Source organism: Coleofasciculus sp. G3-WIS-01, from assembly GCF_040223135.1.
Lineage (GTDB): Bacteria > Cyanobacteriota > Cyanobacteriia > Cyanobacteriales > Coleofasciculaceae > Coleofasciculus.
Genome location: NZ_JAVJZI010000241.1, coordinates 80,078 through 107,005 on the forward strand (window position 1 = coordinate 80,078; position 26,928 = coordinate 107,005).

Annotated in this window: 23 protein-coding genes; 17 read left to right on the top strand and 6 right to left on the bottom strand. The window is 44.8% G+C overall.

The genetic code is table 11. The features are described 5' to 3' along the window. Nucleotides 1-290 precede the first annotated feature (290 nt). From RIM23_RS24980 to RIM23_RS25025, 10 genes are all read left to right on the top strand, one after another. Nucleotides 291-1,940, top strand: coding sequence for a hypothetical protein (locus RIM23_RS24980; protein ID WP_446370343.1), 1,650 nt, complete (start codon nucleotides 291-293; stop codon nucleotides 1,938-1,940). 127 nt (nucleotides 1,941-2,067) lie between these two features. After that, nucleotides 2,068-2,382, top strand: a complete 315-nt coding sequence (locus RIM23_RS24985; protein ID WP_446370345.1) for a hypothetical protein — start codon at nucleotides 2,068-2,070, stop codon at nucleotides 2,380-2,382. Then, the gene (locus tag RIM23_RS24990) at nucleotides 2,382-3,761 is read left to right on the top strand and encodes a hypothetical protein (protein WP_446370347.1); all 1,380 of its coding nucleotides are present in this window, start codon (nucleotides 2,382-2,384) and stop codon (nucleotides 3,759-3,761) included. The genes RIM23_RS24985 and RIM23_RS24990 overlap by 1 nt, the downstream gene beginning before the upstream one ends. A 57-nt stretch (nucleotides 3,762-3,818) precedes the next feature. Then, the gene (locus RIM23_RS24995) at nucleotides 3,819-4,712 is read left to right on the top strand and encodes a class I SAM-dependent methyltransferase (protein WP_446370349.1); all 894 of its coding nucleotides are present in this window, start codon (nucleotides 3,819-3,821) and stop codon (nucleotides 4,710-4,712) included. Next, nucleotides 4,709-6,136, top strand: coding sequence for a protoporphyrinogen/coproporphyrinogen oxidase (locus RIM23_RS25000; protein WP_446370350.1), 1,428 nt, complete (start codon nucleotides 4,709-4,711; stop codon nucleotides 6,134-6,136). Before RIM23_RS24995 ends, RIM23_RS25000 begins: the two co-directional genes overlap by 4 nt. A 1-nt stretch (nucleotide 6,137) precedes the next feature. After that, nucleotides 6,138-7,622, top strand: coding sequence for a B12-binding domain-containing radical SAM protein (locus RIM23_RS25005; protein WP_446370352.1), 1,485 nt, complete (start codon nucleotides 6,138-6,140; stop codon nucleotides 7,620-7,622). 168 nt (nucleotides 7,623-7,790) lie between these two features. After that, on the top strand, nucleotides 7,791-8,492 hold the full coding sequence (locus tag RIM23_RS25010) for a glycosyltransferase family 2 protein (protein ID WP_446370354.1): 702 nt from the start codon (nucleotides 7,791-7,793) through the stop codon (nucleotides 8,490-8,492). Between the two features lie 55 nt (nucleotides 8,493-8,547). Then, nucleotides 8,548-8,931 (top strand): DUF2304 family protein, encoded by a 384-nt coding sequence (locus tag RIM23_RS25015; protein ID WP_446370356.1) that lies wholly within the window; start codon nucleotides 8,548-8,550, stop codon nucleotides 8,929-8,931. A gap of 63 nt (nucleotides 8,932-8,994) precedes the next feature. Next, the gene (locus tag RIM23_RS25020) at nucleotides 8,995-10,146 is read left to right on the top strand and encodes a glycosyltransferase family 4 protein (RefSeq protein WP_446370358.1); all 1,152 of its coding nucleotides are present in this window, start codon (nucleotides 8,995-8,997) and stop codon (nucleotides 10,144-10,146) included. A 26-nt stretch (nucleotides 10,147-10,172) separates the two neighbouring features. Then, nucleotides 10,173-11,330: a glycosyltransferase family 4 protein gene (locus RIM23_RS25025; protein WP_446370360.1), complete on the top strand. Its 1,158-nt coding sequence runs from the start codon at nucleotides 10,173-10,175 to the stop codon at nucleotides 11,328-11,330. A gap of 114 nt (nucleotides 11,331-11,444) precedes the next feature. Here RIM23_RS25025 and RIM23_RS25030 read toward each other — a convergent pair whose 3' ends face one another. From RIM23_RS25030 to RIM23_RS25050, 5 genes are all read right to left on the bottom strand, one after another. Next, the gene (locus RIM23_RS25030; protein WP_446339827.1) at nucleotides 11,445-12,422 is read right to left on the bottom strand and encodes a 30S ribosomal protein S1; all 978 of its coding nucleotides are present in this window, start codon (nucleotides 12,420-12,422) and stop codon (nucleotides 11,445-11,447) included. 263 nt (nucleotides 12,423-12,685) lie between these two features. Continuing rightward, nucleotides 12,686-13,258 carry a transcriptional regulator NrdR gene (gene nrdR, locus RIM23_RS25035; RefSeq protein ID WP_446370362.1) on the bottom strand — a complete coding sequence of 191 codons (573 nt, stop codon included), beginning with the start codon at nucleotides 13,256-13,258 and terminating at the stop codon, nucleotides 12,686-12,688. A 566-nt stretch (nucleotides 13,259-13,824) separates the two neighbouring features. Continuing rightward, entirely contained in the window at nucleotides 13,825-13,920 is a 96-nt protein-coding gene (locus RIM23_RS25040; RefSeq protein WP_446370363.1) for a photosystem II reaction center protein T, read from the bottom strand. Between the two features lie 227 nt (nucleotides 13,921-14,147). Further along, nucleotides 14,148-15,677: a photosystem II chlorophyll-binding protein CP47 gene (psbB, locus tag RIM23_RS25045; RefSeq protein ID WP_446370365.1), complete on the bottom strand. Its 1,530-nt coding sequence runs from the start codon at nucleotides 15,675-15,677 to the stop codon at nucleotides 14,148-14,150. A 286-nt stretch (nucleotides 15,678-15,963) separates the two neighbouring features. Then, nucleotides 15,964-16,299 carry a hypothetical protein gene (locus RIM23_RS25050; RefSeq protein ID WP_446339779.1) on the bottom strand — a complete coding sequence of 112 codons (336 nt, stop codon included), beginning with the start codon at nucleotides 16,297-16,299 and terminating at the stop codon, nucleotides 15,964-15,966. A 168-nt stretch (nucleotides 16,300-16,467) separates the two neighbouring features. Here RIM23_RS25050 and RIM23_RS25055 point away from each other — a divergent pair, with 168 nt between their 5' ends. Both RIM23_RS25055 and RIM23_RS25060 read left to right on the top strand, forming a co-directional pair. Next, nucleotides 16,468-17,685, top strand: coding sequence for an AI-2E family transporter (locus RIM23_RS25055; RefSeq protein ID WP_446370367.1), 1,218 nt, complete (start codon nucleotides 16,468-16,470; stop codon nucleotides 17,683-17,685). Between the two features lie 207 nt (nucleotides 17,686-17,892). After that, nucleotides 17,893-19,092, top strand: a complete 1,200-nt coding sequence (locus RIM23_RS25060; protein ID WP_446370525.1) for a homocysteine biosynthesis protein — start codon at nucleotides 17,893-17,895, stop codon at nucleotides 19,090-19,092. Nucleotides 19,093-19,273: 181 nt separating this feature from the next. Here the strand turns inward: RIM23_RS25060 and RIM23_RS25065 are convergent, their stop codons facing one another. Continuing rightward, nucleotides 19,274-20,254 carry a hypothetical protein gene (locus RIM23_RS25065; protein ID WP_446370369.1) on the bottom strand — a complete coding sequence of 327 codons (981 nt, stop codon included), beginning with the start codon at nucleotides 20,252-20,254 and terminating at the stop codon, nucleotides 19,274-19,276. A 320-nt stretch (nucleotides 20,255-20,574) separates the two neighbouring features. Here RIM23_RS25065 and RIM23_RS25070 point away from each other — a divergent pair, with 320 nt between their 5' ends. The 5 genes from RIM23_RS25070 to sigC all read left to right on the top strand — a co-directional run bounded on the left by RIM23_RS25070 (nucleotide 20,575) and on the right by sigC (nucleotide 26,899). Next, nucleotides 20,575-21,045: a tetratricopeptide repeat protein gene (locus tag RIM23_RS25070; RefSeq protein ID WP_446339782.1), complete on the top strand. Its 471-nt coding sequence runs from the start codon at nucleotides 20,575-20,577 to the stop codon at nucleotides 21,043-21,045. A gap of 73 nt (nucleotides 21,046-21,118) precedes the next feature. Next, entirely contained in the window at nucleotides 21,119-22,183 is a 1,065-nt protein-coding gene (locus RIM23_RS25075) for a S66 peptidase family protein (protein WP_446370371.1), read from the top strand. A 74-nt stretch (nucleotides 22,184-22,257) separates the two neighbouring features. Beyond that, nucleotides 22,258-23,319, top strand: a complete 1,062-nt coding sequence (hemE, locus tag RIM23_RS25080; protein ID WP_446370373.1) for a uroporphyrinogen decarboxylase — start codon at nucleotides 22,258-22,260, stop codon at nucleotides 23,317-23,319. Between the two features lie 420 nt (nucleotides 23,320-23,739). Then, nucleotides 23,740-24,717 (top strand): NAD-dependent epimerase/dehydratase family protein, encoded by a 978-nt coding sequence (locus RIM23_RS25085; protein WP_446370375.1) that lies wholly within the window; start codon nucleotides 23,740-23,742, stop codon nucleotides 24,715-24,717. Nucleotides 24,718-25,648: 931 nt separating this feature from the next. Continuing rightward, nucleotides 25,649-26,899 (top strand): RNA polymerase sigma factor SigC, encoded by a 1,251-nt coding sequence (sigC, locus tag RIM23_RS25090; protein WP_446370377.1) that lies wholly within the window; start codon nucleotides 25,649-25,651, stop codon nucleotides 26,897-26,899. Nucleotides 26,900-26,928 lie beyond the last annotated feature (29 nt).

A 26,928-nucleotide genomic window follows, 5' to 3' on the forward strand; every position in this document is an offset into this window, starting at 1 on the left:
GGTGAATCAATTACTTATTTACAATAAAAAAATCGGATTGAAGCAATGAAAAAAATAAAAGAACCTTTATTAGAACCACTGCTGCGATGGATGAGATTAAGGAGAGTCAAACCCCATATTCCTCAGAATTCTATTTTACTAGATGTTGGTTGTGGTGTGTCAGCTACTTTTTTAAGGTCTATATCTAGTCATATAAAATATGGAGTAGGTGTAGATTTTAAAGTTCAGGTTTATCAAGGGGGCAATATTACAACAAAGCAACTAAGACTTAATAATTATTTGCCTTCAGTATGCCTCGAATTGTCAAGATTGTGCATCAGCAGTTACTTCCCCAGTTTTTTACGCCTTTGGTTTTCCTAACCGCATTAAGTTTTATGAAAAAGCCGACCTCAAAACGGCTTTTTTTACTACTCTTACTCACTTATTTACAAATTCTGTCGGGGATTTATTTAGGATGGTTTTTAATGTTTAGCTTACCCATATTTTTGGGCATAGCTTATAAACTAGAATCCGAAGCCAGACATCGTTTTATAACTTACTGGAAAAAGAGTCATAAACAAATTATTGGCATTACTTTAAGCTGGTTAGTATTGACAGTTTTTACCTTATTCCCTTATTTGAAAGCCAAGTTAGTTTTAGGAGGAAGATCTTATTCAGGTGTAGATACAATGATTCCACGAATTTCTTCCTGGTTTTCCGTTCCACCAGGTAGTCTGTGGTCATCCTTGCTAGGTTGGGTTTCCCGTGATTTACCCATGCAACATGAACATCATTTATTCGCAGGCTTGACATTGATTCTTTTGACTGGACTATCTATATACACAATCCTCCGGTTAAAGTCTTTATTAACTATTCAAAGATATAAAATTATTAAAATCTGTCTGATTGTTTTTATTATAATATTCTGTTTATCATTACGTTTACCTTTTGGATTATCTTTATGGCGAATTATTTATGAAGTTGTACCTGGAGCTTCTGTTATTAGAGCCGTGAGTAGAATATGGACTATTGCCTATTTTTATTTATTTATTGCAGTTTTATTAAATGCAGATTCTCTTTTAAAAACATTAGTAAATAGTAAATATTTACGTTTGCTGATAGTAAGTGTCATTTGCCTTATCAGCGTGTCAGAGCAAATTGTTTTAAACCTACCTAACTATGAAAAAGCTCCCTGGATAGAAGAAGTTGCAGAACTTCGTGACTTAATGCAGACTAACTGCGATTTTGCCTATGTATCGCTGAATCCGGCAAGACCTTTTTGGGCAGAGCAGCTAACAGCAATGTGGGCTGGTATTGAAGCTAATGTACCAGTTGTTAATGGCTACTCTGGGAATGAGCCACCGAACTATGGCACGACTACTGAATCGATGGATACAGCAATGATTTTACATTGGCTTGATATAGCTAGTAAAAATATTCAAGGAAGACTTTGTATGATCTCTCCTAATTTAGGGGAAAAAACTGATAGTCTGATTTCCAACTATGCTGTACAAGAAATTACCAGTTTTTCAAACAAGTTCACCTCTGCTACCATTCAATTTCCACTCCAAAAATTATTTGCTCAGGGTATAACTGTTCTTGATATTCCCTCAAATCCTGTTTACACAAGCTCATCTATAAAAATAGTAGCTTTAGTTGAAAACAAAAGTAATTTTATATGGACTCAAGAAGGTAAGAATAAAACGAATTTCTCTTATCGTTGGATAGATGCTAATGGCAAGTTAGCTGAGTTTGATGGAGATGGCGATCGCACAAGTTTACCTTGGGATGTTTCACCCGAAGATTTCTTTGCCGTAAATGCAATTGTCCGTACACCTCCAACTCCTGGAAAATATCAACTTATTCTAACTATGGTTCAAGAGGATGTAGCTTGGTTTAATGATAAAAACACCAATCATCCAACAATTCCCATGGATGTTGTTCCTCCTCAAACATACTAATTGTGAGTTATTGGACTACGTTATAAATTCTAAAAGCTCTTATGTTTCCAGAAAATTCTGACAATCCCTATAATTTGCAGATTGTGGTCAAATAATCTATAAAATTAGATGAAATCGGGTTAAAGCAATGAAAATCAATACTACGTTAGTTTTTGCCGTATTACTTTTGCTAATTGTCCTAATCCTACCTGATTCGGGTCAAGGAGAGATTGTGCAACTGAGTTGGTGGGATCAAAGTGTTTTTTTAAAGGCACTTCAAGACATTTTGGCAGGAAAAGCGTCGGGTTCAGTAGAAAATGGTCTTGTGGGATCTGGCTATATAACTTTAGGCTTTCTTGTAACGAAGCTTTTTTCGACAGATCCAAAAAAGTCTCTAGTCTTACTTAATCGCTTCTCATTTATCTTAACGACTTTAGTCTTTTTTTTTCAGCTAATTTTTTAATGTATTATGCCTTAAATCAAGCAAAAGAAACCAATGAAACTTTATCTATAAATGCAAAAATTAAAACGGCAAACTTAATCTCTTTTATTTATACCTTAACCGTAATATTTTCAAGTAATTTTGTATCGTTTTCAGATATTCCTTGGTCTCATTTCCCAGCTACGCTGATGGGCATATCTTGTATGCTATTAATTTTTTATATTGAAGACAGTTATAAAAAACGACATTATAGAAGAATATTATTTGGGTTGAGTCTTTTGGGTTTTTCCCTAGGACTCCTAGTGCAAATTCGTTCATTTGAAGGAATTGCTTTACTATTAGGTATAGGAACTTGGTTATTATTGTTAGCGCTGATGTCTCCTATAGCAACACTACAAAAAATAAAGTCTAGGGTTAATTATTTTAAGCTAATCAAATATAATATTGTCTTAGGTTTATCCTTTTTAGTAACTTTTTTAACCAGCCAAATTATTACTCATCAAAAAGCGATAACCCTACTCTATTTTGGATTGAGAGATAATCATCCTGTTTTAAAAGAAATGTATAAAACTTACCCGGATGTTTTTCCAGTTAAATTTGTTCAATTATTTATCGATCCAAACTTTTTTAGCTTCAATCAAAACTACGAAATAAATCCCTTAATTTTTGGGTTTAACTTTGATGTTTTTAAAATGCCTTTTTTATTACAAATACCATTTTTAATCTATGCCATACCAGCCACTTTTACTCTATTAATCTTTTCTGGATATAAAAAAAATATTAAAACTCTACTAAAAAAAGCAAGTTTTGTAATTCCTTTAATTACTGGATTAATCTTAACAGTTGCCTATCTGGGGAGTCCGCTGTTTGGCAGTCCGCATTTAAAATATGGGGTGGTTCGCAACATGATGTTAGTAACCTGGTGTCTGGCATTAGTAGCAGGACCATGGCACTTTTTCCCAACTCTTTTACCTTCAAGTCGTCGCTTTTTTCCTCAATATTTAGTCTGTGTGTGTATTCTACCTATACTAATATCTGTAGTATATGGACAAATAATCGTTCACTATACAGGGTTTTGGGAGTTTGAAAAAATGCACATAAAAAAAATAGAGTTAGAGGAGAATTGCCAGAGTCTTATCTGTTCCTTAAATGTTAACAGCTATAACCATCAGAAACAAGTCATAAAAATCCATAACCAACGTTATATAGTTGCCGCAAGTTGTCCCTCAACGGGAAAAAGAATGGCAACAACTGTTAGTCCAGATCAGTCATTCACGCTGCTTCCTTGCTCAGAACGTTATCAGGTCAATGTTTATCCGATTAATATGGGATTTGCGGGAACCCCAGACCCAGAAATGCCTATTTCGTGGCAATTTACCCCGCCACCTTCTCAGAAATAGAGATGTTATCGCCAAAGACGTTAGCCAAATTGACTTAATAATAGCAAATCCTAAGTCATGAAAATAGAAGTTCTCTGTCCTGTCTGTGACTCCAATCAAAACAAGGTTAAGTATGAACCCTGGATAGATATTCAAGATCCCCAGAAACTTTACGGCGCCGCCTCAGGTGTTCCGGGTACTCAACGGCTGGTTGAATGTGAAAACTGTGGCATGATTTATGAAACTCCCCGTTTTCCTGATCCGGTTATTTTACAAGGGTATTTGCTATCTGAGGAATCGGGACATGATAGTCAGTATCCGATGCGCGTCGAAAGCTTTTATCGAACCTTATTATCCCTGGGTTCTCGGATTCCGGCAAAAGGCGCAACGGTGCTGGATATTGGTACGGCTGGGGGAGCGTTCTTGGAAGCCGCTCAACGGTTTGGTTACAATGCTGTGGGATTAGAACCCTCACAGTTTTTAGTCGAACAAGGGAGAAAACGCGGACTGAAGATAGAACAGGGAACTCTGGACAATCATCCCTTTGAATCGGCATCATTTGACCTAGTATGCCTTTGGGATGTGATCGAACATCTGACCCATCCAAAAGCTGCACTTGAGCAAATTCAAACATTACTCAAGCCAGGAGGAATTCTGCTGATTAATTATCCCGATATCGGCACTTGGCAGGCAAAATTAGCAGGTCATCGATTTTGGTGGATTATTTCCGTCCATCTGCATCACTTTACCCGCCAGACTCTTAGCACGATTTGCCAACGCACGGGTTTTCAGATGTTCCATTTTCAACCGTACTGGCAAACATTACAATTTGGCTATTTGGAAGATATGGCAATCCTCTATAAAATTCCCTTGAGTCAGGTATTGAAACAACTCACCCCCCGGTTGATTCAACAGATTCCGATCCCTTATTATGCCAGTCAAACCACGGCTCTGGCGCGAGTTAAACCATGACACTTTATATCCTCGGCGGTGGACCGGCTGGGCTAGCCCTAGCTCACGGTTTAACCCAAGATAGCAACGCCTCTTTTGTTCTGCTTGAACGGGGGTCGAGTTTGGGAGGACTCGCCCAAACCATTCATTGGTCAGGAAACGGCTTTCATGACTTAGGTCCCCATAAAATTTTTACACTCAATCAAGACTTAATGACGCGAGTCGAACGCCTTTTGTCTCCTGAAGATTGGTTGACTCGCCCCAAGAAAAGTAGTATTTTTATGGGCGGTCACTTTCTGCCCTATCCCCCCTCACCTTTTTCACTAATTCATGTTTATGGGTTAGCCTCGTTTTCGGTAATGGTTTGGGACTATGGACTGGCTCAGATTAGTTCTGTAGTTACCTCAAAAAGTCCCCTAACCTTTGAAGCCGATTTGCAGGGGCGGGTAGGGAAAAAGCTCTATGATGCCTTGTTCAAGCCCATTGCGCTAAAACTATGGGATGATCCAGCCCAACTCGATGTCAAACTGTCTCAGGGACGAGTGCAAACCCCATCCCTGACAGAATTGGTGAAGCGATCGCTAAAAATGAGCCAATCGAGTAATTTTGAAGCCTTAGAATTTCGTTATCCCAAAGGCGGACTGCAAAAACTGTGGCAAGCGATCGCGACTCAAACCAGCCACCAAGGTGAGTATCGGCTGAATCAGGAAGTGTGTCACCTTACTGTGGAAAATAATACCATCCGAAGGATTCGTTATCGCGATCGCGTCACCGGCTCAGTCCAACAAATTCAGGTGAACCCAGATGACTGGGTGGTGTCTACACTCCCCCTACTCAAACTAACCGAACTCATGGGTGATGCGCTTGAGCCAACGACAACGGCTCGGATGCAGGAGATTATTCAGCTCAACGACCTGATCCTGGTATTTTTAAAGATAGACCAACCGAGCTTGTTGGATGAGTCTTGGGTCTTTGTTCCTGACTCAAACATCGCGTTTCATCGACTCAGCGAACAGGAATCCTTTGATCCGCAGATGACGCCTGGGGGTAGTATTATTTGTTGTGAGGTGATGGGTTCAAAAACCAGAGCCATGAGTCAACGTTGTGACAGCGACTTAATTGCCCTCGCCCTGCAGGGGTTAAAAGATATGGGGTATAAAGGATTTTCTGTACTCGATCAGCGGGTCATCCGTCTACCTTCGTCCTATCCTGTCTATAAATCAGGGTTTGAGCCTGTCTTAGACGCGATCCTGAATCAACTGGATCACTTCGCTAATTTTCGTACCATCGGTCGTCAAGGTTCCTTTAACTATATTGGCACGTTAGATGCGATGGACATTGGTTACGGTGCGGCTCAATGGCTGATTCAGCAAATAACCGGACAGCAAGAGTATAGCTGGAAACAGGAACGGGAAAGAACCAGTCATTATCCAGTTCTTGATTAATATGAAAATCACGTTAATCTCTCCACGACTGGCGGTACAAAAAGGAGATTTCCTGGGTTCTGGAGTCCCCTATTTGCCCCTGGAACTGGCAGTTTTAGCTGCGTTTTTCAGGGAACAAGGATATTCTATATGTGTCCTTGATCTGTTTGGGAGTTCGCCTACCACCCTGGAATCCAGGCGCGATCATTACCTGCAAGGTGAGCCTTTTGTCACGTTTGTTCACAATCCTGAGATTGAGCAAGCCGATCTGGTGATAATTTACGCGATCTCAGTCATGTCTCATCAGGAAATTCTAGGGATTATTCGGGACTTGCGCCAATCTCACCCTCAAAGTGCGATCGCAGTATTGGAAAATTCCCAAGCCGTTACCGCTTATGCGGTTTCTCAATTGGCTGAGGATTTCTTTAATGCGGGTGTGGATGCACTTCTATGTGGTGAAATCTACTGGAATTGGCATGAAATTAGCACCTACTTAACCCATCCCCAAACGGTTCCGGTTCCGGAAAACGTGATTGTGTCAAATCCACCCCCTAGTCATACCTTGCGGCGAAACGTGGAAAAGCATCCCACCTATCCGATTCCCGCCTGGGATTTATTCCATTTAAACAATTATTGGTCGATTCCCTATTCCCATGGACCCAAAACCAGACGCTTCCTCCCGATACTCACATCACGGGGTTGTCCCTATCCGTGTGACTTCTGCGTGGTTCCCGAAACCAATAACCAGCAATGGCGCGATCGCACGGCTGAGGAAGTGGTTACAGAAATGATCGTGCTGCGCGATCGATTTAATGTCCGCCATTTTCAAGTTGAGGATCTTAATCCAACCGTGAAACCTGCGCGATGGAATCAAATATGTCAACTCCTGATTGAACGCCAAGCCGGGATATTTTTCTATTTTGTTAGTGGAACCAAGGCAGAAACCGTAAAATTAGAGCAAATTCCCCTTTATGCTCAAGCTGGATGTCGTTACATTTCCATTAGCCCTGAATCCGGTAGTCCGGCTGTCCTCAAAGCAATTGGTAAACCCTTTAACCATGCTCATGGTTTAGCTTTAATTGCAGCCTGTCATCGTCATGGAATTTACACTCAAGCCTGTCTTTTAGTGGGTCATCCCACCGAGACGGTAGCTGATTATGAATTATCTTGTAATTATTTACGCGCAATGGTTCTGGCTGGACTCGATGAAGTTGCTATCTTTATTGTCGCCCCTTTAGCCGGGAGTCAATTACATCGTCAAAATAAAATTAAACTGGATGATTCAGAAACTTTGACCAGCTTTAGTCCCCAGGGAAGACGAGGATGGGAGGAGTTAAAACACCGTCGCCGCAAGCTGATTCAACTCTTTTTTTGGCAGAAGCTAAAAAGGGGAGCTGGACTCTGGTTACAAGGGATTCGAGCTTTGTTAGGAACACCCCGCACCAAAATGGAGAATTTACCCCGCAGAGTTTTGTTTATCTACTGGCTTATGCTCAAGAATTATTAACTTCAGTTGTTGTCCTCTATTTCGTTCTAGAGCGTCGCTTCGGTAACCCATAAGCCATAAGTCAATTGTCGGGAATCCCTTTAGCCGCTCAAGCAAGCTTGTTACCAAAAACTTCGCCACCAAACCCGCCCTTATTCATAAGTCATAAGTCATAGATCCGGTGTAACCATGACCCATCCTAGCACCATTTTAATTATTCCATGTTATAACGAAGAAAATAATATTGATAAACTCCTCCGTGAAATCCAAAAATTAAATCTTGGCTACGACACCCTGGTTATTGATGATGGTTCTCAAGATAATACTTATGCGGTAGCGAGTAAGTTGTCTCCCTGTGTGAAGCTATTAACTAACTTAGGAATTGGTGGTGCTGTACAAACAGGAATAAAATATGCTTTACAACACAATTATGAACTCTGTGTGCAAGTTGATGGCGATGGTCAACATCCTCCTAGCCAAGTTTACCGTTTAATAGAAAGCTACCTAACGTCACCCGCCAACTTAATTATTGGTTCTCGCTTTTTAAGGAAAAAAGAATTTAAATCAACCTGGAAACGCCGAATAGGAATTAGAATTATTAGCGGAGTAATTCAATGGCTTTTTCAGTATAAAATCACCGATCCCACCAGTGGACTAAGGATAATGGATAGAAAAGCAATTCAATTATTCAGCACTGAATACCCTCATGATTTTCCTGAACCTATTTCATTGGCTGTAGCTCTTGAACGGGGTCTTAGGGTGCGGGAAGTTTCCGTAAATATGCGTTCAAGAGAGCAGGGCTTTAGTTCTATTACTGGGATAAAATCATTTCTCTATATGATCAGAGTGATTGGATACTTGATTTTAGTGAGAATGGGACGACATATATAAATATTTTATCCCATATTCCTAGCGACTATTGATGAATAAAACTATTTTTCAAACTATGACTTATATTCCCACACCTCAGACGGTTGTATTTGTACTAATCTTTATGATGTTCTATTTGTTTTTATTGCTAAAAAAAACAATTAAAAATACGATAGATTTATACGATTTGTTGCTGCTTTCTTCCTTAGCTATATTTCCTGGTATATTTGTTTTTGCCCCTCAATTTGTAGTATATTTAGCTCATATAGTCGGGGTTGAGTTTCCCTTTATTATACTATTTGGAGGTTTATTTGTGTGTGTTTTTATATATTTTTATCGTTTAATAATCAAAGTCAATAAACAAGAAAAAGTAAACTTACTTCTCATTCAAGAAATAAGTTTACTCAAACAACAGATTGAATTAATGCAGGCTATTTCAAACAAGAAATCCGAAGAATAAGCTTGATTGTGTAGTAGGTATTTGACCTCAAAATAATTAAATGAAGTAAGTCGATTATCATTTATGTATCGCATTGGAATTGATGTTACTCCTTTTTCCATTAAGCCCAGTGGTATCAGTTTTTACGTAGCCAACCTAATCCATTATCTTTATCCTCTCCAATACAAAGAAAACTTTAAACTTGCATTAATATACCAACCTGGACTCAGAAACTGGCTACGCCTCCGCCGAGACTTTCCCAAATCGCTTTCTCGCTATTCAAACCGCTATTTTCTACCTTTACCCGTTAAATTTACTAACGTTATTATCGATTACTTTCCTAGCCTTTTTTCAAGCCATCTAGAACATCACCTTGACTCACCCACGATTATACATGGGACTAACTATACCGTTTTTCCTTATCCGAATACTCTAAAAGTACTGACAATTTATGATCTGACTTTTCTTAAATATCCTGATTATATTGATTCCGTAGTTAAGACCTACTCAAAGCGCGTAAAAAAATGTCTAACTTGGACAGATTTAGTGATCACAATCTCCGAAAGTTCCAAAAATGATATTATTGAATATCTCAACGTAAATCCCGACCGCATCCAAGTCACGCCCCTAGCCAGCCGCTACTCTTGTGATGATCTAGTTATTCCCTCCAACCCATCTGTGAACTACGACTTCTCCCACCCCTATATCCTCTTTGTCAGCACCATCGAACCGAGAAAAAATATTATCACTCTAATTTCTGCTTTTAACCACCTCAAACAAAACCATAAAATCGAGCATCATCTAATTCTCATCGGTCAAAAAGGCTGGCATCACAAACCTATATTTGCCGCCATTGAAAACTCTCCCTGGAATCACCATATCCATCATCTGGACTACCTATGTGATGAACATGTCGCCCTTTTCTACTCTAAAGCTGATGTCTTTGCCTATCCTTCCCACTACGAAGGATTTGGTCTTCCGGTTCTCGAAGCCATGACCCTAGGCGCACCCGTCGTTACTTCCAATACCTCCTCTCTCCCCGAAGTCGCTGGCGATGCAGCCCTTCTCATTGATCCCAACGACCCCACACAGTTAGCAGACGCCATCTTAAAAATAATAAGTGACACCCAATTATGCCAGGACTTAATTCAAAAGGGTAAAGAAAGAGCTAAATTATTCTCTTGGGAAAAAACGGCTAAAGAAACCCTAAACGCCTATAAATCTCTACTCAGTTAATTAATTCCTCAATCGCTTATTCAACCTTGTCTTCTCCCCTATTAATCAACCTCTCCATCCTCTTTTCCCAACCCACTGGCATCGCCACGTATGCTGCCAACCTATTCCCCTACTTAAAACCCCTGAATCCCACCCTCCTCATTTCACCCATCGCCTCAAACCACTTCCCCCTCGCCTCTGACTTTATCAGCTACCCTGTTCCCGCCAATCTCAGCCCCGCCCAAGGAACAAAAGGACACTTCCGTCGCCTGTTATGGACTCAACTCCAACTTCCCCGCCTCTACCACAGCTTAAACTCCCCCCTCCTCTTTTCTCCGATCCCCGAAGCCCCCCTCAATACCAATTGTCGCTATGTCGTCATGGTTCATGACCTAATCCCACTACGCTTTCCCAAACCTAACTCCCCCCTCACCCCCTACTTCCGTTACTACATCCCCCAAATCCTCAACCAAGCCCAACAAATTATTTGTAACTCCACAGCCACCGCCAGAGACATTACCGACTATTACCCCATCCCCGCCACCAAAATCACACCCATTCCCCTAGCTTACGACACCAACCACTTTCGCCCCCTCTGCGTCCCTCTGCGCCACCCTCTGCGCCCCTCTGCGTTTCCCAAAAAGCCCCACGAAGCAACATCAGCCCACCCCAACCCCTACTTCCTCTACATTGGACGTCACGATCCCTATAAAAACCTACAGCGACTGATCGACGCCTTTGCCACACTTCCCAACTGCGGCGACTATGAACTGTGGATTGCTGGGTCAAGTGATCGACGTTACACCCCTAAACTTCAATCCCAAGCCAACCACCTCGGCTTAAGCCATCAGGTTAAATTTCTCAACTACGTTCCCTACAACCAACTACCCATCCTCCTCAACGGCGCGATCGCACTTATTTTCCCCAGTCTCTGGGAAGGCTTTGGACTCCCGGTTCTAGAAGCCATGGCATGTGGGACTCCGGTAATCACCTCCAACCTCTCCGCCCTCCCGGAAGTCGCGGGTGATGCTGCTATCCTAGTGAACCCTTACAACACCTCAGAACTCTCAGCAGCCATGGACTCTATCGCCATCGACACCCAACTGCGATCGCGCCTTAGCACCCTCGGACTCCAACGCGCCCGCCAATTTAGTTGGGCAAAAACCGGACAGAAAACCGTTGAAGTCCTGCAAAAGTACAGTTAAAAAAAAGAGGTGGGGAAGTCCAGTGTATCCCAACGCCAAATTAAAAACTATGGCGTGGGTCTTATTGCTCCACCTCTCCCCCCACAACTAGATAAATCTGTCCTTACGCCGAGATTACTCTTCCGTCGCTGATACAAACTCTTCTTCTTCAACTTCATACTCTGGCTCTGGAGATTCAGGATTAGTGCCTTGCTGTTGTGCCAGCATCTTCTCCCGATACTTCTGAGCCATTTCTTCTGCCTTCTCGTAGACTCGATCCCGATTATTGATCATATCTCCCGGTTCAGGTTCCAACTGCTTCGTGGACAGAGAAATCCGACCGCGTTCAGCATCCAAGTCAATGATCATCACTTTCAATTCATCATTGACATTAAAGACACTGTGAGGCGTGTCAATATGATCATGAGAAATTTCCGAAATGTGTAGCAATCCGCTCACACCACCAATATCAATGAATGCACCGTAAGGCTTAATACCCCGTACCGAACCCACGACGACTTCACCGACTTCTAAGCGGTTCATCTTGCGTTCAACCAGAGCGCGACGGTGAGAGAGAACCAGACGGTTCCGGTCTTCGTCTACCTCTAAGAATTTTAGCGGCAGTTCTTCGCCGACTAAATCTTCCTTCGGTTTGCGAGTACTGATGTGAGAACCGGGAATAAAACCCCGTAGCCCTTCAATGCGAACCAGCGCCCCACCTCGGTTTGTGGCAAAAACCAGAGAACGAACTGTCGCATCTTCCGCTTGAAGCTGCCGTACCCGCTCCCAAGCCCGCATATACTCAATGCGCCGAATGGAAAGGGTGAGCTGTCCATCTTCATTCTCGTCAGTCAAAATGAAAAATTCTCGCGTTTCATTTGACTGCAATACTTCTTCCGGGGCGTCAACCCGATTAATTGACATCTCCTGTATGGGAATATAAGCGGCGGTTTTAGCACCAATGTCAATCAGAGCGCCTCTTGGCTCCAGACTGAATACTGTACCTGCGACAATATCACCAGGGCTAAAGTGATAATCGTACTTGTCGAGGAGGGCGGCAAAATCGTCGTGAGTGAAGCCAATATCTATTGTATTTGTTTTCTGACTGAGCATGTGCGTTGTGTTTCCTTGTTTAATCTCCGTAATGACTATGCCTCCTGTCGATGTACTCGCACGTCGGTATTGTGCCACCTACACCTACATTGCTTTGTCTCAACCTAACCTTATTTTAAAAGATTTAATAAAGTCCAGACAGGTAATTATAACTCAATCTGGAGCGCCCTGTTGAGATCGAGAAGTACACAAAACTTCATGAAATCGGATATACGGGTAGCCTAAAATGATAAAACCTTTATCTCATAAGGGTTTAGCGCCTCTCACCGTAAAACCTGTTGCTCCTCTGACGCGGGAGTAACCAGGGAGGCTGATGTCTCCGAATCATCCGAATCCTTCGGCATAGCTGGTGTTACAGGCGGCATCCCTGGGTTGTCTAGTTCAGCATCATTTCTGAGATGCTCTAGGGTTTCGATAAAATCCCGAATGCCCTGAAACTTTCGATAAACTGAGGCAAACCGGACATACGCCACTTCACTCTCGTGTCGCAGGTAGCGCAGGACTAACTCACCCACTTCATTACTGGTGACCTCCCGTCCATAGTGCTGCTGAACTTCAGCTTCAATCTCATCGACTATCGCTTCTAGGCGTCGTTGGGAAATTCCTGTTTTTTCACAAGCCCGAACCATTCCCCGTAACAACTTAGAACGGTCAAAGGACTCCCGCTTGCCATCCCGCTTCAGGACAGTAATCGGTACAAATTCAATCCGCTCATAAGTCGTGAAGCGATGTTTACAAAGCAAACACTCCCGACGACGCCGAACACTTTGTCCTGCTTCTGTTGAACGAGACTCCAAAACGCGGCTGTCGGTGTGCTGACAATAGGGGCATCGCATAGTAGCAAGTCTTTAGAGACTGGGTGAACTACCTACATCAAATCGAAGATTATGATGCAGGTTTCGCGTCTCGTCCGCCGATGCCTCAATACCCGAAAGTATATCGGTCTTACTCAGCATCTCTGGTTAGTTATCTAACCTTTATCTCCCATTAGGAGAACCCGCGCAGCCGCCCTTCCAAGGCAGAATAATGTTTTTGTGCCGCTTGGTTTTCGCGGGCGGTTTTTTGGCTAGAGTTCTAGCCTATCTACTTTAATCTAACACATGCAAGTCATTGATGGTAATGCGTCAAAAGCATAAGTTGATAAAAACCAGTTTTTTCTCTCCCTTCGTTCATCCCGACGCTGACATAAAAGTACAGCGCGGGACTTCTCGCCGAATCCAGTTAAATAAAGAAAGTTGAGCCGATAAGGGTCTATCTAATTTCCTCCGGCTCGAATCCCTATCGGCAAAAGTAATCAGATAGACCGTATTCGGCTCAGGGTATCCTAGAGAACTGATAAAATTCGCTCATCATCAGGGGGATACGAGGAAGCTTTCTCCGAGGGAGAACAGCGCCGCCATCGCTACTTTTCAATCCGAGGCGGTTCCCGGAAGGCGATAGCAAAAAACAGAACACCAAGAGCGCCAATCAAGAAAAATGTATAAATGAGGCTTTCCATGTCACAACTTACCCAATTATCTACTGTACTACCAGTTTACCTTGCTCATTGACACTCCCCTGTCTGAAGACGAGGGAATATCATCTTCATCGATACGCCTTTAAGATGCCTATCCTACGGCAGTACTTAAACCAAACTCATTATATCGATCAACCAAAATAGCGAAAGAGGCAAAAGAAAAAGTGCTTTTTCTTTTGCCCTCTACCGATTAACGAAGTCTTGCTGTTTTACACTGCTTCTTTTTTCCGAGTGGTCTTATCACCCACTTTCTGGAACAGACCGAATTCGACTTGCTCGTCTAGGTCAGGATCAACCCCAGCAAATACATCTCGGAACAGAGTCCGGGAACCATGCCAGATATGACCAAAGAAGAACAACAGAGCAAAAACCGCATGACCGAAGGTGAACCAACCCCGTGGACTAGTACGGAACACCCCGTCAGAGTTTAAGGTTTCGCGATCAAATTCAAACGGCTCACCCAGTTGAGCTTTCCGGGCATACTGCTTAACAACCGCTGGTTCTTCAATGGTTTGACCATCCAAAAGACCACCGTAGAATTTAGCCGTGACACCTGTTTGCTCAAAGCTATATTTCGACTCAGCCCGCCGGAATGGAATATCCGCACGAACAACGCCATTGGCGTCGGTCAAAACGACCGGGAAGGTTTCAAAGAAGTTAGGCATACGGCGCACCGTCAATTCCCGACCTTCGCCATCGGTAAATACCGGATGACCCAACCAAGCTTGGGCAATACCATCACCCTTGTCCATTGGACCGGTGCGGAACAAACCGCCCTTAGCTGGAGAGTTGCCGATATAGTTGTAGAACGCCAGCTTCTCCGGAATCTGATTCCACGCCTCTGAGCGGCTGGCTCCGTCTGCCATCGCCAGTTCCACACGGCGATCAATTTCTTCCTGGAAATAGCCTTGATCCCATTGGTAACGGGTAGGACCGAACAGTTCAATCGGTGTAGCCGCAGAACCGTACCACATCGTACCCGCCACGACGAACGCTGCAAAGAATACAGCGGCAATACTGCTAGAGAGTACTGTTTCGATATTCCCCATCCGCAGCGCTTTAAAAAGTCGCTCTGGGGGTCGAACTGTCAAGTGAAAAAGTCCAGCAATAATTCCGACAATACCTGCAGCGATATGGTGAGCCACGATACCGCCTGGGTTAAAGGGGTTAAATCCTTCAGGACCCCACGCTGGGGCTACAGGTTGAACGCTACCCGTTAGACCATAAGGATCAGATACCCACATTCCCGGACCAAAAAGCCCAGTCAGGTGAAATGCACCAAAGCCAAAGCAGAGAAGACCAGACAAGAACAGGTGAATGCCAAACATTTTCGGCAAATCCAACGCCGGTTCGCCGGTGCGGGGATCTCTAAACAGTTCTAAATCCCAGTAAACCCAATGCCAGCAGGCTGCTAAGAACAACAAACCTGCCAGAACAATATGAGCCGCCGCGACACCTTCAAAGGACCAATAGCCGACATCTGTCGCTGTTTCCCCAGTAATGCTCCAACCCCGCCAAGAGTCAGTGACCCCTAAACGCGCCATGAACGGCATCACGAACATTCCTTGACGCCACATGGGATTGAGGACTGGATCACTCGGATCAAATATGGCTAGTTCGTACAAAGCCATCGAACCAGCCCAGCCTGCCACAAGGGCAGTGTGCATCAGATGCACAGCAATCAGACGCCCTGGATCATTCAGGACGACTGTATGTACTCGATACCACGGTAGTCCCATCGACTACGCTCCTCCTAGAGATAGAGTTTCTACTTTGACGCTTCTTTTGAATCAAGATATTAGAAATTGATCTTACCCGCCTAGAGGAATGAACCGATTACTTTTTGAGGTTAACCTCTATGTTCCATAAGTGCTAGGCGAGTCAGTTGACTTTAAAGAAGTGTAACTTTTGTTAGAAACGATTGCAAGCCGAGGGGAAGTTTTGAGTTGTGACCCAACGCGCTTGCTCAACAGTGCCTGCCCCAACGTAGAGACGTAGCATGCTACGTCTCTACCCAATCGCTAATCAAGAATCGTCAGTTTCTGAGGAGAGATTCAAAACACTCGGCGCGGTGGTCAATCGCTCAATCACTTGTTCAGCACTCATCAAACGTTTGAGGACGACTTGACCAATGGTTTTTGCGGATTGGGGTGAGGCTTCCGGTGTCGGTTTAACTTCTACCATCAGTACCGCATCCTCGACCCGATATAGCCATAACTTTTCCCCCTGTTCCAGGATGCAAAGGTTTAGACGGATGATTTCGGGTTCCCGTCGCCAAGCATTAACATTCCAGAGTCCTCCAAACTCCCAAACTCGTCCCACAGTCCAGCCATCGGATAGAAAAAAGTACTTTACAGACATTTGTATTACATTTATGGAACTGGTGTTCTAGTGCAGCATGGCAAAAGTTGTTTTTTGTTTCAGTCTGTATTGATAATAAAGTAGATAGGGGAGATAGGGGAGATGGGGCAGATGAGGGAGTTGGGGAATTCCAGCATGATCAAACCAGAGTAACGTGGAGGTAGGGCAGTGAGTCTGGGTAAATGGATTGGTATACTTGTCTTTATTATTTCACTATTTATTTTGTGGCAAATTAGGCATATTTTAATGCTTATATTTACTGCAATTGTGATATCTAATGCATTGAATATTCTGGTGGAAAGATTTCAGCGATCTGGACTACAGCGTTTTTTCTCGGTTCTGCTGTCGCTTTTTTTGTTACTGTGTGTTTTGGTCGTATTTTACTTCCTAATTGTACCTCCTTTTGCCGAGCAATTTCTACAACTGAGTGAGTTGGTTCCCCAGGGTATCGAACAATTAGGTGAGTGGATAGAAGCCATAGAAGCGGATATTTCATCGGGATTGCTCGATCAGTATATCCCAGATATTAACCAGTTGCTGCAACAGCTTCCTCCCTTAATTAATCGTGTATTAGGGGGTGGAGTCACATTTTTTAATAATGCTTTGGGTGTTCTGCTTAATAGTTTGCTTGTCCTGATTTTAACACTGATGCTCCTTGCCGATCCTAACCCTTATCGGAAAAGTTTTGTTCGCATTTTTCCATCATTTTATCGGCGTCGAGTCGATGAGATTTTGCAACGGTGTAATGAATCGTTACGAGGATGGCTAGCGGGTATTCTGTTTAATATGGCAGTTATTTCTTTGTTGAGTTTTTTCGGCTTGCTGCTGTTAAGAGTTCCCCTGGCACTGGCACAAGCTACGTTAGCTGGAATTTTGACATTTATTCCCAATATTGGACCTGCGTTGAGTGTGATCCCACCGATAGCGATCGCGCTGCTGGATTCGCCCTGGAAAGCCTTGGCTGTATTGATTCTGTATATTGTGATTCAGCAGGTTGAAACTAATTTACTCACGCCCTTAGTTATGGCGCAGCAGGTATCCCTGCTACCCGCCATAACTTTGCTCGCCCAGTTATTTTTTGTGACCTTCTTTGGATTTTTAGGATTATTCTTAGCACTTCCCCTAACGGTAGTGGCTCAGGTTTGGCTCAAGGAGGTTCTAGTCAAAGATATTCTTGACCAATGGCATCATCCGAGTCACAAGGATGCTCAACCTGTAGCAACAACCTTTGCTGTTTCTCCCACTGCTGATACCCTAAGGGATGGGGGAGCAGGGAGAGCAGGGGAAGCAGGGGAAGCAGGGGGAGCAGGGGAAGCAGGGGGAGCAGGGGGAGCAGGGGGAGCAGGGGGAGCAGGGGGAGCAGGGGGAGCAGAAGACGCAATGTAGAGATGTAGCTACGTCTGTACGCCCAATTCTCGACTTGTCACCCCATCAGGGCAGGTTAAGTAACATTAGGGCGGGAAAAAAACGATAATAGTGAAAAGAGCCACTAAGTAGGTTGATGGAAATAAACCGAACTCTGTTAAATTTTGTAAATATTCCTCAAACCCTTACAAATGACCAATGACCAATGACCAATGACAACTGTTGATTGTGCGAACCCTAGCTGACATCAATGACAAAATTCACCATCGTCGTGCAGTCGTCTGGACGGTCGAGGAATTAAAAGCGCGAGTCGCCGAGATAGGTGTTACTCAGGCGGCTAAGAACGTCGATGTGATTACCACAGGTACATTTGAGCCAATGGAGTCCTCTGGCGCGATTATTAATTTAGGTCACACAGACCCTCCGATTAAAATTCGTAAATGTTGGTTAGATGGTGTACCTGCTTATGCAGGCTTTGGTGCGGTGGATTTGTATTTGGGCGCGACTCAAGTCGTAGACTCTACCGATATGGGAGATCTGCCAGAGGTTGAGGAATCTAGGGAACGGGGTGGTTCCCATGTGATTGAAGACTTGATTGCTGGTAAATCTGTGCAGTTACGAGCGATTGGACAGGTAACAGACTGTTATCCTAGAGTCTCTTGTGATACGACGATTACTCGCGAAACGATTAACCAGTTCTATCTTTACAATCCGCGCAATCTTTATCAAAACTTTATCGTCGGCGTCAATGGGGGCGATCGCCTCTTGTACACTTATCTAGGTCCGCTCCAGCCCAGACTGAGCAATGCAGTCTATTCCAATCCTGGAGCTATTTCCCCACTCCTTAACGATCCTGAACTCAAATTGATTGGAATTGGCACGAAAATTTTCTTGGGTGGGGGTATTGGTTACATCGCTTGGGAAGGGACTCAACATTTTCCCCTGCAGAAACGCCTTCCCAATCACACGCCCATTGGTCCTGCCGCTACATTAGCATTAATTGGGGATGCCAAGCAGATGAATCCCAAGTGGGTACGGGGTTGCTACTTTAAAAATTATGGCCCGTCTCTGATGTTGGGCGTTGGTGTACCCTTACCTGTCTTGAGTGAAGAGGTTGTTCAGCATTGTGCCGTGTCGGATCAAGAGATTGTCGCCCCAGTGGTTGATTTCTCGATCCCCCGTCGCGTTCGTCCCACCTTTGGATTAGTCAGCTACGCCCAACTGAAGCAGGGGCGCATTACCATTGACGGCAAATCTGTGCGGACGGCGCCCTTGGCAAGTCTATTTCTCTCACGGCAAGTTGCTTTGGAATTAAAGCAATGGATTGAAATGGGGGAATTTACTCTCACCGAACCCGTCGCATCCATTCCCATGGATCGTTCCTTTCTGCCTCAAGATCGCTGGGGGGCTCAAATAACCATAGATTAAGCCAATCCCACGACCTTCAGTCGTGGGATTGGCGTCATCTGTCATCTGTCATTTGTCCTTTGTTATATTAGCACTTTACAGGTTTAATGTCCTATAACCGCCGCTAACTACCACTTCACCAATGAGGTAGAAGCATAGAATAGGCGGCGGAATCCTGCTCAATGCCTATCAGGAATCGCTCTTAGGAATTACCTTTACCTGGCTTGTCCCTACGTTGAACCGGTTTGGATAAGGGTTCTGAACGCTTGAGTGAGGTTCCTGTTCCTGTTGTTTCGCCTGCACCACGACGGGGAGAACTCTTTTTAGGTCTTGACCCTTGGCGTGGGCGAAAATTCTTATTGGATCGCCTTTTGGGTGCATGAACCATACCAATATCATTGCCTTCCTCAATCATCAGGGTATTGGTATGCAGTTTGACGTGCAAATCCCAAAAGTGATTAATCACCTTTTCCCCAAGCAATCCCTTGAGCTGAAGCTTGAAAAATTTGGTTTTCTCTGACTCTTTACGGGGAGACTGTTTGATTTTGACAATAACGTCTTCATTCTCCCGCGACTGGTAAATGACTTGACCCCGAATTGAAAAATAACCTTCTGGTAATTGCTCTGTTGGTTCAGGTTGAGAATCATCTGGAGACGTTTGCGCCTCAGGGGTTGACTCTTCCGGTGGCGAGTCGGTTGATTCCGAAGCCGTTGTTTGATTTTGATTGAGTGTTTCAGGTTCCCAAACACCGACAATTTGGACGTGCAAATTTCCGTCTTGTTGTCTCGTGCGAGGATAAACTACCCAAAGATGGGATTGAGCTAAATCAAGATGATTTTTCACCAAACTCATGACCCGACCCAGTAAGACGGCATCAATTAAGGTACCGTCATCTGCGAGTAGAGTACCCCGTGTCAATTGCTCAGCAGAGGGCATATATTTTCCCCGAATCAGACCGATTGCTCGGTACTGCATGGGTTCACTGGGCGGAGGAATAGGTTGTTGTCGTTGGACATCTGATGGCATTGTCCCGGTTGAATCCGTTGTAGTAGATGAGTTAGTCACGTTTTGAGAATTGCCATTGGGCGGGGCTGGGTGTGGCGGTTGCACACTGGATGCTTCTGGCAGATTTTCACCAGAAGACTTGGGTGAGTCGGAAGACCGATTCACAGAAGGACTCATATAACCTCCTAGCGGCGGAGACACATTCCCTTGTGGGAGTTGGACTGACTGCTTGAATTCTAGTTTGTTCAACATCCTTGCTGGAGTGGAACAGCTAGAATGACTCTCCTAGCTACGTTTCCCGCAAAAAACCAGCACAGTAAGCGAACTTAGTATCAGTCTGCCCATTTTACAAAATGCAGTCATAAAACTGGTACATCCGTAAAGTTTATGGAATCTTTACTCGCAACAATCTGGACTCTATTCAAATTTTGGCGGGAAAATAGGGTAGTGGGTATCAATCTGAGTAATCCGTTACATACTAGATAAGAGGACAAGATATGAGTGAATCATCCATCAATTCCTTACTGGAGGACTTAAAAAACCCTGACGAAAATGTCCGCAAGCAGGCAACCGAAGCACTATGGCGTATCTGGTTCTATCAAAAGGGAATCTCCGGTATGGAACGGCTGGAACGAACACAGATTTTATTAGAACGTGGGGAAGCAGCCCAAGCTGAAGCGCTGCTGACCCAGATTATTAGAGAGCAACCTGATTTTGCCGAAGCGTGGAATCGACGAGCCGTTCTTTACTACGTACTTAAACAGTATCAAAACTCAAGAGACGATTGTCAGCAGGTTATCCAACTTAATCCTATTCATTTTGGGGCGCTGCATGGTTTGGGATTGTGCCATGCGGCGTTGGGAGACTATCAAGCGGCAATTACAGCCTTTCGTAGGGCGTTGGAAATTCAACCCTATTCTTTAGTTAATCAAAAGTTGATTCTTGAATGCACGGCGCGGTTGAGTTAGAGGGTGAGTAACTGTATTAGTAGATGGGAAAGATGGTGATTATGGCGATGATGGCGATGTGTAGAGACGTAGTATGCTACTTCTCTACCGTGAGGTGAATTTGGTGAATATAAATCAGCTCTATCCCTTACAAGCGGGCGATTTGCTACGGGTGATTGCTCCGAGTGGTGCGTTAAGAGAGGTTGACGCATTCCATCAGGGAGTGGAAATTTGGCGTCGTCGAGGTTATCGAGTTGAATTGCCAGCTAATTGGGATGCTAGGGATGGCTACCTGGCGGGTACAGATAACCAACGACGCCATCAGTTAGCCGCCGCTTGGTATGACCCAGAATGTCAGGGGATTCTTTGTACCCGAGGTGGCTATGGTAGCGCTCGTCTTCTGGAAGACTGGACGTGGATGTCCCCAGTAATATTGAGCAGGGAAGCTGGGGAAGCTGGGGGAGTAGGGGGAGCTGGGGGAGCTGGGGGAGCTGGGGAAGCTGGGGAAGTAGGGGAAGCTGGGGGAGATAAAATTAGAGCTGATGAAAGGAGTCTTGAGCCAAAATCTCCTATCCCAAAATGGCTGATTGGCTTTTCCGATATAACTTGTCTCTTGTGGAGTCTAGCTGGAGTGGGAATTGGCAGTGTTCATGGTCCGGTCTTAACCACATTAGCCAGTGAACCGGAATGGTCGCTAAATCGCTTATTTGACTGTGTAGAAGGACGCTATGTGTCCCCCTTAACTGGGAAAGGTTGGGGCGGGGGTAAGGTGAGGGGGTGGCTTTTGCCAGGGAATCTAACTGTGGCAACCCATTTACTGGGTACACCGATTCTACCACCGCTAGATGGGGCAATTCTGGCGTTAGAGGATGTAACTGAAGCGCCTTATCGAATTGACCGCCTGTTGACTCAATGGCGGATGAGTGGCATGTTACACAAGGTTAAGGGTATTGCCTTGGGACGGTTTAGCCGCTGCTATCCCCCCCAGAATATACCAAGTTGGACGGTTGAAGAGGTATTACGCGATCGCTTAAGTGATCTAGATATCCCCATTGTCTCAGATTTTCCCTTTGGTCACGATGGTGTCAACGCGGCTTTGCCTGTGGGACGCTGGGTTGAACTGGATGGGGATCAGGGAACATTATGTTGGAAAAATTAATAAATAATCGTCAGCCCGGAATGGTAAGCTAACAAATGCATCGAAAACGAGTTTCCTACATCGGAGGTATTTTGATGACTGGGTTAACCCAGGTTCCTTATTTATTACGAGCCGCTCGTGGTGAAGAATTAGAACGTCCGCCGGTGTGGATGATGCGACAGGCGGGTCGATATATGAAAGCCTATCGGGATTTACGCGATAAGTATCCCAGTTTCCGGGAACGCTCGGAAATTCCCGAAATTGCTATTGAAATTTCTCTCCAACCCTGGAAGGCGTTTCGTCCGGATGGAGTGATTCTATTTTCTGATATCCTCACTCCCCTACCCGGACTCGGTATTCCCTTTGATATTATCGAAAGCAAGGGACCAATTATTGATCCGCCGATTCGCTCCAAAGCACAAATTGACGGGCTTCATTCCTTAGAGTTAGAAAAATTAACATTTGTCGGAGAGATATTACAGGCGCTGCGCCGGGAAGTCGGTAACGAAGCCGCTGTATTAGGCTTTGTCGGTGCGCCTTGGACGTTAGCCGCTTATGCGATTGAGGGGAAAAGTTCCAAAAATTACTCGATTATTAAAGGGATGGCATTTTCCCAACCTGCCATGCTGCATGAGTTTCTGGGTAAAATAGCCGACGCGATCGCGGTTTATGTGCGCTATCAAATTGATAATGGTGCTCAAGTCGTGCAACTGTTCGATTCTTGGGCGGGTCAACTGAGTCCCCAAGACTACGATACCTTTGCTTTACCCTATCAGCAGCGAGTGGTTGAGCAGGTGAAAGCCACCCATCCAGATACGCCTCTGATTTTATATATCAGTGGGAGTGCAGGTATATTAGAGCGCATGGGTAAATCCGGTGTGGATATTATCAGCGTAGACTGGACAGTGGATATGGCAGAAGCGCGACAGCGGTTAGGCTATCATAAGAACGTTCAGGGGAATATGGACCCAGGGGTGTTATTTGGGTCACAGGATTTTATCCGCGATCGCATTTTGGATACAATTCGCAAAGCCGGAAACCGAGGTCATATCTTTAATTTGGGTCATGGTGTCTTACCGGGAACCCCAGAAGATAATGTTAGGTTCTTCTTTGAGACAGCCAAACAAGTGGATCAATTGCTCACCGTTCATGCGTAATGAGATTGGGGAATAGGGGATTGGGTAAAGCCTTCGTGCTGGTATGTTGACAGAAAACCGATACATCTGGAAACGAATGCGAGAACCCCTACGTCTGTCGGACATTGCGCGTCTGTAGGGGCGGGTTTATGGGCTTTCGTGTCGCTATTGATGATAACGTTTATTCAAAACCCGCCCTTTCCAAATGTAGAGGTAGGATTTCACTATTGTCGTTTCGTCCATCACCCAGATGTGACTCAATCCGCCCCTGACACAAATTCAGGTGGATCATACAGTTAAAATCGTGGAATAGATTGTAAGTTAGGTTGACCCATGTTACCCAACGGAATCTAGGGCTAAAGCCCTTACTACAAGCCAAATATTTACATAATGTAATATCGGTTGAGCTAGGATTAGGATATTTTCAAGATCTAAAATCAAATGGCTCCCAAGCGAATCTTCATGACCGGTGCTAGTGGTTGTATCGGTCAGTATGTCGCCGAAACTTTAATTCAACAAACGGATCACGAGTTATATTTATTGGTCAGAAATCCAGATAAATTAGGATTTGACTACCATGCTCGTCCGGGTATTACGATTTGTAAAGCCGATTTACGGCAGATTGATCAGTTTGGCGATTTGCTTAAAACTGTAGATGTAGCTATTTTGGCAGCAACGGCTTGGGGAGGAGTACAGGAAGTTTTTGATATTAATGTGGTCAAAACCCTGCGGTTGCTGGATTTGCTGAATACACAACGTTGTGAACAAGTCATTTATTTTTCCACTGCTAGCATTCTAAATCAGCAAAACCAGTTACTCAAACAAGCCGGTCAACTGGGAACCGACTATATCCGTTCCAAATATGACTGTTTACAGCAGCTCTCAAAATTAGCGATCGCGCCTAAAATTACTACAGTGTTTCCCACGTTGGTATTGGGGGGAGATGAGCGTAAACCTTACTCCCATATTTCATCAGGGATTAAGGATGTGGTGAAATGGATGGACTTAATTCGTTGGTTCAAAGCCGATGGGAGTTTCCACTTTATGCACGCCCAGGATATCGCTCAGGTAGTGCGCTATCTGGTTAATCATCCTCCGAGTCAGAAGTTGACAGCGAACACGGGTGACGTATTATCGACAAATCGTTTAGTCTTAGGAAATCCGCGCCTCAGCGTGAATCAGGCGGTAGAAGAAGTCTGTACTTATTTGGGTAAAAAAATTTATCTTCGAGTCCCCTTATCGATTGGACTAGCGAATCTATTAATTATCTTATTCCGGATTCAAATGGCGGCGTGGGATCGATTTTGCCTCAACTATCGCCATTTTACTTATCAAAACCCAGTGAATCCCCAGACATTCGGTTTACCAACATACTGTCCTACCCTGAGTGACGTTTTGAAAATCAGCGGTATTCCGTAGGGGCGCACCGACGTGCGCCCTTTGCTGACGTGCGCCCTTTCTCACGCCTTTGCCCCTCTCCATCCCCCCTAACCCCCCTTTCAAAGGGGGGTTAGGGGGGATGGAAGCAATATTCCAAGTGTGCTTTAGAAGCTTCTTTATGGGATGGTTCCCCTTCTCCCATGAAACAAAAGCGAAGCATCCTCTGTCCTCCCCCGTGCAAAAAAAGCGAAGCATCCTTAGGTCTCCCCCGTGCAAAAAACGCGAAGTATCCTATGGCTTCCCCCTTCTTAAGGGGGACGGAAGGGGGATCTACAAGGGGGACGGAAGGGGGATCTAAAAGGGGGGAATGAGGGGGGTTGGAGAAGGGGTTAGGGGATGAGGGTGAAGCGGTTCTAGGGAGGGAACTTCAATGACTTTGGTTTCTCCCGACACCCGACACCCAACAAACGGGTTCAAAATATAAATTGTTACCTACTTCCTATCGCCTGTTCTATACAATGGAATAGAAAGAGATGGAGCTAGGGGTTATACCCCATGCTATCCATCCAGTTTTCGCGGATGATACCCTGGTCAAAAAACGGTTTCCCAAACAAGTCTCAATAATCTTTCTGGAATCCGTCTGATGGGTGATGTAGATTAATACAGCCTTTGACTAAGGTCACTCATTCCCCAAGAGGGTATCGCGTACACTATCTGCTAGAGGAGAAGCCCAGTCATCTAACCTGAGACAGATTTTAAGCCCAAAATGCTGAGAATTCTGTAAAAACGGAAACTGTGGCGATGCGTTAGCAGTAAATCTTAGTAAGGGTTTCCTGGCAAAACAGGTAACCCTTATCGCTGAGAAAAACGAAAAACGCTGTTATCCGGTCATCAAGGGTGGGAATTCTAGTAATAAGTGATGACACACTTCGATCAAGTGTCGTTATCGGTCGTAATCTAAGAGATCACTATGCCAGCCACTCCTTTTACCGACACCGAATTCGACCACGACCAACCTACCTACAGCCTGGATTTGCATGATACCCACGGCGATATCGATAATCCTGTGGATGATTTCGTTGATCCAGATATTGAAGAGGACATCGACACGAGTAGCTTTGCTAAAAGTGCCAACCGCCGCACCACCGATTTGGTGCGGCTATATCTTCAAGAAATCGGTCGGGTTCGTTTATTGAGACGAGATGAGGAAGTCTCAGAAGCTCAAAAAGTTCAGCGCTATATGCGACTACTGGACTTGCGCGTCAAGTTCGCCACACCAGAGGAGCCAGTTATTGAGCATTTCGTTCATTTAATCGAAACCCATGACCGTTTAGCCTCTCAGTTAGGACATCGCCCCTCCTTAGAACGCTGGGCGACAACCGCTGGGGTGGATGTGGCTACCCTGAAGCCAAGTCTGGTGGTGGGGAAACGGCGCTGGGCGGATTTAGCGGAACTGACGGTTAAGGAACTGGAACAGGTTCAAGCCCAAGGGTTGCAGGCGAAGGAACACATGATTAAAGCCAACCTGCGCCTGGTGGTGTCGGTGGCGAAGAAGTATCAAAATCGCGGTTTAGAACTGCTTGATTTGATTCAGGAAGGAACTTTAGGATTAGAACGGGCAGTTGAGAAGTTTGATCCGACTAAGGGGTATCGGTTTAGTACCTATGCCTATTGGTGGATTCGTCAGGGAATTACTCGTGCGATCGCGACTCAAAGTCGGACGATTCGCTTACCGGTTCATATTACCGAAAAGCTGAATAAGATTAAGAAAGCCCAGCGGAAGATTTCTCAGGAACGAGGACGTACAGCCACGATTGAGGATATCGCCAAAGAGTTGGAAATGGATGCGCCGCAGGTACGGGAAGTGCTGATGCGAGTTCCGCGATCGGTTTCCTTGGAGATTAAAGTCGGGAAGGAGAAGGATACAGAACTGGGTGATTTACTGGAAACCGAGGAAACCTCCCCAGAAGACGTGTTGATGCGCGAGGCTTTACAGCGGGATTTACAGCAACTCCTGGCTGATTTAACCAGTCGCGAACGGGATGTGATTTGTATGCGGTTTGGTTTGGGCGATGGACATCCCTACTCCTTAGCTGAGATTGGGCGGGCGCTGGAACTGTCTCGCGAACGGGTACGGCAAATTGAGGCGAAGGCGTTGCAGAAGTTGCGCCAACCCAAGCGGCGGAATCGGGTGCGGGATTATCTGGAAGCGTTGAGTTAGGGGAGTTCCCCACACATATTGTAGAGACG